This is a genomic window from Streptomyces sp. NPDC057654 (assembly GCF_042800135.1).
Classification (GTDB): domain Bacteria; phylum Actinomycetota; class Actinomycetes; order Streptomycetales; family Streptomycetaceae; genus Streptomyces.
In genome coordinates this window covers 1-6,233 of the sequence record NZ_JBHVHQ010000510.1, presented here as the reverse complement: position 1 = coordinate 6,233, position 6,233 = coordinate 1, and the positions used below count along the sequence as shown (strand labels likewise).

Here is a 6,233-nt window from a genome sequence, read left to right as displayed (position 1 = left end):
CCCGTGCCGCGCCACCAGGTGCTCCGTCGCCCGCTCGTCGAGCGTCCAGGTGAGCGTCGCCGGTTCCGGGTCGCCGACCGGGTCGTCCACGGGCAGCAGCGGGGCGACCGCCCCGCGCACGGCGGCGCCCACGGGCGGCGACGCGGCGGCCCACTCGTAGAAGTCGGCCGTCGGCGGCAGTTCGGCCGGGCTGCCGGACAGTTCCGCCCGGTAGGCGGCGGCGAGGTCGTCGAGCAGGATGCGCCAGGACAGCCCGTCGACGGCGAGGTGGTGCGCGATCACCGCGAGCCGGTCGTCGACGCCGGGCCCGCCCGCGAAGAGATGCACGCGCAGCAGCCGCCCGGCCTCCGGGTCCAGGCTGCGGTGCAGCTCCGTGCAGACGCCGCCCACCGTCTCGGCGACCGCGTCCGCCGGGCGGATCGAGGAGTGGGACACCACATCCAGATCGGCCGCCTGCCGCGGCTCTCCCGGACCGTCCGGGCCGACCGGCTGACGCAGCGCCGGATGACGGCCGAGCACGGCCGCGACGGCCGCCGAGAGGGCCGGGGCGTCGACCCGCACGCCGCAGCGCAGCACGACGGACTGGTTCCAGTGCCGCGGCTCGTCCACCGGCTGACGGAACAGCCACCGCTGAGCGGGCGCGAGATGACGTCGCTCAGGGGCGACCGCGCCGGTCCCCGGCCGCGGGTGCTCGGGGGCGGCCAGGGCGGCCGCCGCGAGGAGCGCCGGGGCCGGATGCTCGTAGAAGTCCTCGAACGCGACGCGGTGGCCGCGGCGGCGCAGGAACGCGATCGTGCGCATCGCGAGGATCGAGTCCCCGCCCAGGCTCAGCACGTCGGCGTGCGCGTCGACGACGGGCAGCCCGAGGGCGTCGGCCCACAGCTCCGCTATGGCATGGGTCAGCGGCTCGGCGGCAGGGTCGGTCTGGACGGCCTTGTCGGTCGGGCCGGTCCGATCGGCCTCCGGGGGGTACGGGGACTCGGCGGCCCGTTCATGGCCCGTACCACGAGCCCGGGACGCGATGAGGTCCGTCACGACCGCGCCGAGACGCTCCCGGTCGAGCTTTCCGTTGGCCCCGTACGGGAAGTGCGGCACCGCGAGGATCGGCTGCGGCACCGAGTAGCCCGGCAGCCGGTCGCGCAGGTACGAGCCGAGCGCGGCGATCGTCTCGTCCTCGCCTTCGCCGCGCCCGTCGGCCAGCCCCACCGCCGCCAGCAGCTGACTGCCCGCCGGGGTGTCGCGGACGATCACCGCGGACTGGGTGATGCCGGGGAACCGCTCGATGGCGTGCTCGATCTCGACGGGGTCCACCCGGAAGCCGCGGACCTTCACCTGCCGGTCGGACCGGCCCACGAAGACGAGGTTGCCGTCCGGGCGGCGGCGGCACACGTCGCCCGTCCGGTACACCCACGCGCCGTCCCGCTGGATGAAGCTGCGCGCGGTCTCCTCCGGCCGGCCGAAGTACCCCGCGCTGACGCCGCGCCCGCCGATGTGGAGTTCGCCCTCCGGGCCGTCGGGGACCAGCCGGAGCTCCGCCTCGCCGATCGCGGTGCCGATGGGCACCGTCGGCTCGTCCGCGGGCAGTTCGGCCGCCGAGGAGGCGAGGAAGCACGTGGCGCCGACCGTCGTCTCGGTCGGGCCGTAGTGGTTGGCGACCCGCGCCGCGACGCGCTGCCGGAGCAGACTCGCTGCGAGCGAGCGCGGCAGCGGCTCGCCGCCGAGCAGCACCGTGTCCAGGGCCGGGCTGTCGGACGGCCGCCCGGCCAGCAGCGCCGTCAGGTGCGACGGCGTCGTCTTGAGCACCGACACGCCCGCTCGGCGCAGCGTGGCCCAGAACGACTCCGGGTCGCGCGCCCGGTCGTCGGGCACGACGTGCACGGAACCGGCGGTCGCGAGGGCGAGCAGCCAGGCGGTGTGGCCGAGGTCGGCCGCGAGCGTGGTGACGTGGGCGACGCACGGGGCGTCCGCGTCGGTGAGCCCCAGCCGGTCGCGGAGCGACTGCGCGTAGTGCACCGTGTTGGCGTGGGTGACCGCGACGGCCTTCGGCTCCCCGCGCGACCCCGACGTGAACGACAGATACGCCACGTCGGACGGCCGGCAGCGGGCCGCGTCGGGCGACTCCACGGGCGCGGACACGGCCAGCGCGTCGACGTCGAGCACCTCCGTCCCGTACGGCTCGGGCGCCGTGATCGCCGCGGTCGTGGTCAGCGCGCAGCGCGCCTCGACGGCGTCGAGCCGCCTGAGCACGTCGGCGGCGCTCCACCCCGCGTCGACCAGCACCGCGGCGGCCCCCGAGCGCAGCACCCCGTACAGCAGGGCGCACATCCTGGCGTCCCTGGCCCCGAACAGCGCCACCCGGTCGCCGCGGCCGACGCCGAGACCGCTCAGCCGGGCCGCCACGTGGCCCGCCACGACGTCGAGCGCCCGGTAGTCGTACGTGCGGTCGCCGTCGCTCAGGGCGGGGCGGTCCGGGTAGGCCGCGGCGTTGCGTATGAGCAGGTCGGACAGCGATGCGGTGGATCGAAGGGCACGCGTCATGTTCGTTGGCCTCCGGTTGTGGCATGGGAGGAGATGTCACCGGCGATGAAGGCGGTCAGTTCCTCGCGGGCCGGCAGTCGCCGGGCCAGTTCCCAGGCGACCATGCGGTGCAGTCCGTCGAGGTGGATGAAGCCGTCGCCGACGCGCACGTCCGCGTAGTGGTCATGCGGTACCGGGTGGGTACTGAGGTAGAGCGAGGTGAACGCGGAGTCCCGGAAGAGGTCGATCTTCGCCGTGCACACCGGGTTCCCCTCGGACCACTCCCGCTCACGCGCCCGGATGAGTCCTACGGCCTGGCCGATGGTGAGCCCGGTGCGCGGCACCAGCTCGTACGCGCCGCCCTCGCTGAGGTGCCAGGGCAGCATCACGGCGAGGACGTCCGCGCGGCACAGCCGGACCTCGGACCAGGCGCCGAACGCCTTGTCGGCCAGCTCCAGGCAGTTCTCCGTGTCCTGATTGGTGTTGCCCTGGTGCTGCCGTGCGACGGGGTGCTCCCGCCGGAATTCCCGCTGCACCTCGTCGAAGGTGACGGAACTGACGACTCGCATGATTGATGCCCCTCCTCAAGGAACTCAAGGTGCTCGTGACCTTCGTGACTCTCATGGCCCTCGAAGCCCTCATGGTCCTCACAGCCCTCGCGGTTCTCACAGCCCTTGCGGTCCTCGCGGTCCCGGCAGTGCTCACAACGAGTCGGCGTACTCGGTGAAGTGCCGTTCCGCGAACAGCTCGGGCCACCGGCCGCCGTCGAGGCCGAGGTCCCGCGCCTTGGCGAGCATGCCTCGCCAGTAGGGCTTCACGGGCCGCCATCGGGCTCCGGTCTGGCAGTATGACGCGTCGACGAAGTAGCGGGGGCGGGCCGTTTCGTCGGATCCGGTGACGGGCCTGCGGGCGTGCAGCAGTGCCGAGTTGACGAGCACGGTCGAGCCCGGCGGCAGGCTGTCGATCTCGATCTCGCCGGGCAGTTCGGCGGTGCCGAGGTGGGCGAGCGCGGACTTGCCGCGCGGCTCGCGGTGGGAGCCGGGCAGGAGCGTGAGGTTGCCGATCGTCCCGTCCAGGCCGCCGATGTAGTGCAGCGTGTGCACCATCAGCAGCTCGGGGTCGCCGTCGTCGTTGGGTTCGTAGTCGTGGTGCCAGGGCTTGCCGGCCATTCCGGGATTGTGCCGGTCGCTGTGCAGATGATGGAAGACGAATGGGCTTCCTATGAGTTCCCGCAGCACCTGCATCAACGGCTCATAGGCCAGGAGTTCGCCGTGCGCGGGGAGCTCCAGCTCCAGCATCGGCAATAGACCGTCGGGGGAGGGGTTGACACAGGCGTCAATGGAGCGGGCGCGCAGGCCGTCGTCCACCCAGTGGTCCACCTCGACGGTGAGGCGATCCCGCAGCGACTGTGGCAGCAGACCGGGGAGAACGAGGTAACCCGACTCCGCGAACTGCTCCCGCCGCGTCAGGACGGTCCCGCTGTCCTTGAAAATCGGTGGCATGTGGGCATTCACACCCTCTCACGTGACGATCACGTCGTGAACGTGTCTTCCAAGCGGCCGGTCGGATTCTGTGCCATTCGGCCGGGGCGGCATAGGCAAGGTTTGGGTCAAGATGTGGCTCAAAGGCCGGGTCCAGGACCGGGTTCAGGTGTTGGTCAAAGTTCGGGAAATTCGCGGCGGCGTCATTCCGGATCTCCGGAGTCGACGGCCGCGACGCGCTCCGTTTCGCGTGGTGGGGATATACGGCGGGCGGTCGGGGCGGAGCGCTCGGCGGACGTGCCGTCGATCTCTCGGGTATCGGCGGAGGCGGTCGGCGAAGTCGCCCTGCCCAGCGGGGAAAACCTGGTGCCGAGCCATACCAGGAGCTGAACGGAGGCCGCGGCCGCGAACAGCGCCGGGGCGCCGAACTCGGTGAGCAGCAGGCCGCCGCTCACCGCGCCCACCGGCACGGCCGCGAAGGGCACGGCGCGCTGCAACCCGACGACCCTGCCCAAGAAGCGCGCGTCCACGGCGCCCTGACGGTAGGTCCGCCACGGGACGATGAAAAGTGAGGTGGAGGCTCCGGCGAGAAACCAGGCCACGGTCAGCGCGCCGACATCGATCCGGAGGGCGGGCAGCAGCAGCGCGACGGCCATCGCGCCCATCGCGCTCTGCATGAGCGCGCCCGCCGAGAACCTCCGCAGCAGGGCCGGAGTGGCCGCGGCGCCCAGCACGGCGCCGAGTCCCTGCGCCGCGGAGACCACCGCGAGCGACGCCGAGAGCCGGCCGTCCGGTCCGGCCACGATGTAGATCAGGTTGGCCGTGACCGCGGGGAAGGTGAAGTTGGACAGCGTCAGGAGCACCGTGGCCCACCGCAACCCTCTGTTCTTCATGACCAGGCGCAGCCCCGCGAGGGAGTCCGCGCCCAGGGAACGGCACGTCGCGCCCAGCGGCGCGCGCCGGCGCCGGCCGGTCGTGAGCACCGCCGTGCCGCTGATCAGCGCGGCGGACAGCATGAACGAGACCGCGTTCGCGAGGCTCGCCACGGTCGGCCCCAGCAGCGCGACGACTGCCACACCCGCGATGGGGCCGAGCATGCTGAGCGTGCCGTCCGCCCCCTGGATCCAGGCGTTCATGGCGGCCCGCCGCTCCGGCGCGACCCGGTCGGTGAGAAACCCCTGGAAGGCGGGGAACGAAAACGGCCGAACACAGCCCAGCAGGAAGGCCGCCGTCAGCACGGGGCCGACCGACGCGTGGGCCAGGCACAGGGCCCCGACCCCGGTGACGATCACCGCGGAGACCGCGTCGCAGCGGATCATGAGCTGCCGCCGGTCCGTACGGTCGGCGACGACGCCGCTGAACAGGCCGATGACCACGTAGGGAACGAACTCGACCGCGTACGTGAGCGCCGTCGAGATCGCCGAGCCCGTCAGCTGGAGCACCAGGGCCGGCAGCGCGAACCGGAAGATCCAGTCGCCGCCGCTGGACACGATGAACGCGGCCCGCAGCAGCACCTCGTCCCTTCGGCGGGCGCCGTCGCTCATGTACCGGGTCTCGTATCGGGGCGGGGGAATCCTAAAGGGAGTTCGCCCAGGTGATTCCGGCCGATCCGGTGGTCCGGGGGATTTTGGAGCCTTGTTGGGGAAATGTTGTCCGCCGACGGTCGGCGGGAGGGCGCTGCCGCGTGGTAGGGCGGACGTGTGCACGTACGGGATTCAGTCGAAGTCCGTGCGCTGTTCATCGGCAATCCCCTCGGCCGCGTCCGTGTGTGCTGCACGATTTGGACGTCGCTTCGGAGTGTGTGCCGGGTGCCGGGTAAGGGTGTTACTGCGGAGTCAGGCAAACCCATGTCTGATGCCTCATCAGGAAGAAAGCCCGGATCGGTCGAGGGTGGCCGGGATTCGGATTCGACGCGCTGGGAATGGGCGGCCGCTGAGCGAGGTCGCGCCTAGTGGCGAGGCCCCCGGCCAGGGTTCCGGCGGAGTGCGGAGAGCGTGACTAACGGATGCTCTCGGCAACGTAGTTGGTATACGTAGCGATCAATGGGATGTGAACTTAACAAGGGCGCGAGCATCATGTCTAGACCTCTGCGGAGAGGCTCTCCGGATTCGGTGCGTGACGCGGTGTCACGAATATGTGACCTGGGCCACATAGTTCTTGACAGGTGTCCGGGCCCTGCTCAAGCTCGGCTGCGTCGCTCCGAACCAAAACCCTTTTTCCAGGACGCCATTCGGC

At 71.6% G+C, this 6,233-nt stretch carries 4 protein-coding genes; all 4 read right to left on the bottom strand.

Annotated features, from left to right (window positions below; translation table 11 throughout):
* On the bottom strand, positions 1–2,538 hold a 2,538-nt coding region (locus ACFU99_RS29285), incomplete at its 3' end, for an AMP-binding protein (protein WP_384397722.1).
* Complete coding sequence (locus ACFU99_RS29280; protein ID WP_384397720.1) at positions 2,535–3,086, bottom strand: DUF6309 family protein; 552 nt, start codon at positions 3,084–3,086, stop codon at positions 2,535–2,537. The genes ACFU99_RS29280 and ACFU99_RS29285, both read right to left, overlap by 4 nt.
* A 132-nt stretch (positions 3,087–3,218) precedes the next feature.
* The gene (locus ACFU99_RS29275) at positions 3,219–4,019 is read right to left on the bottom strand and encodes a phytanoyl-CoA dioxygenase family protein (protein WP_384397718.1); all 801 of its coding nucleotides are present in this window, start codon (positions 4,017–4,019) and stop codon (positions 3,219–3,221) included.
* 182 nt (positions 4,020–4,201) lie between these two features.
* Positions 4,202–5,542: an MFS transporter gene (locus ACFU99_RS29270; protein ID WP_384397716.1), complete on the bottom strand. Its 1,341-nt coding sequence runs from the start codon at positions 5,540–5,542 to the stop codon at positions 4,202–4,204.
* Between the last annotated feature and the right edge of the window lie 691 nt (positions 5,543–6,233).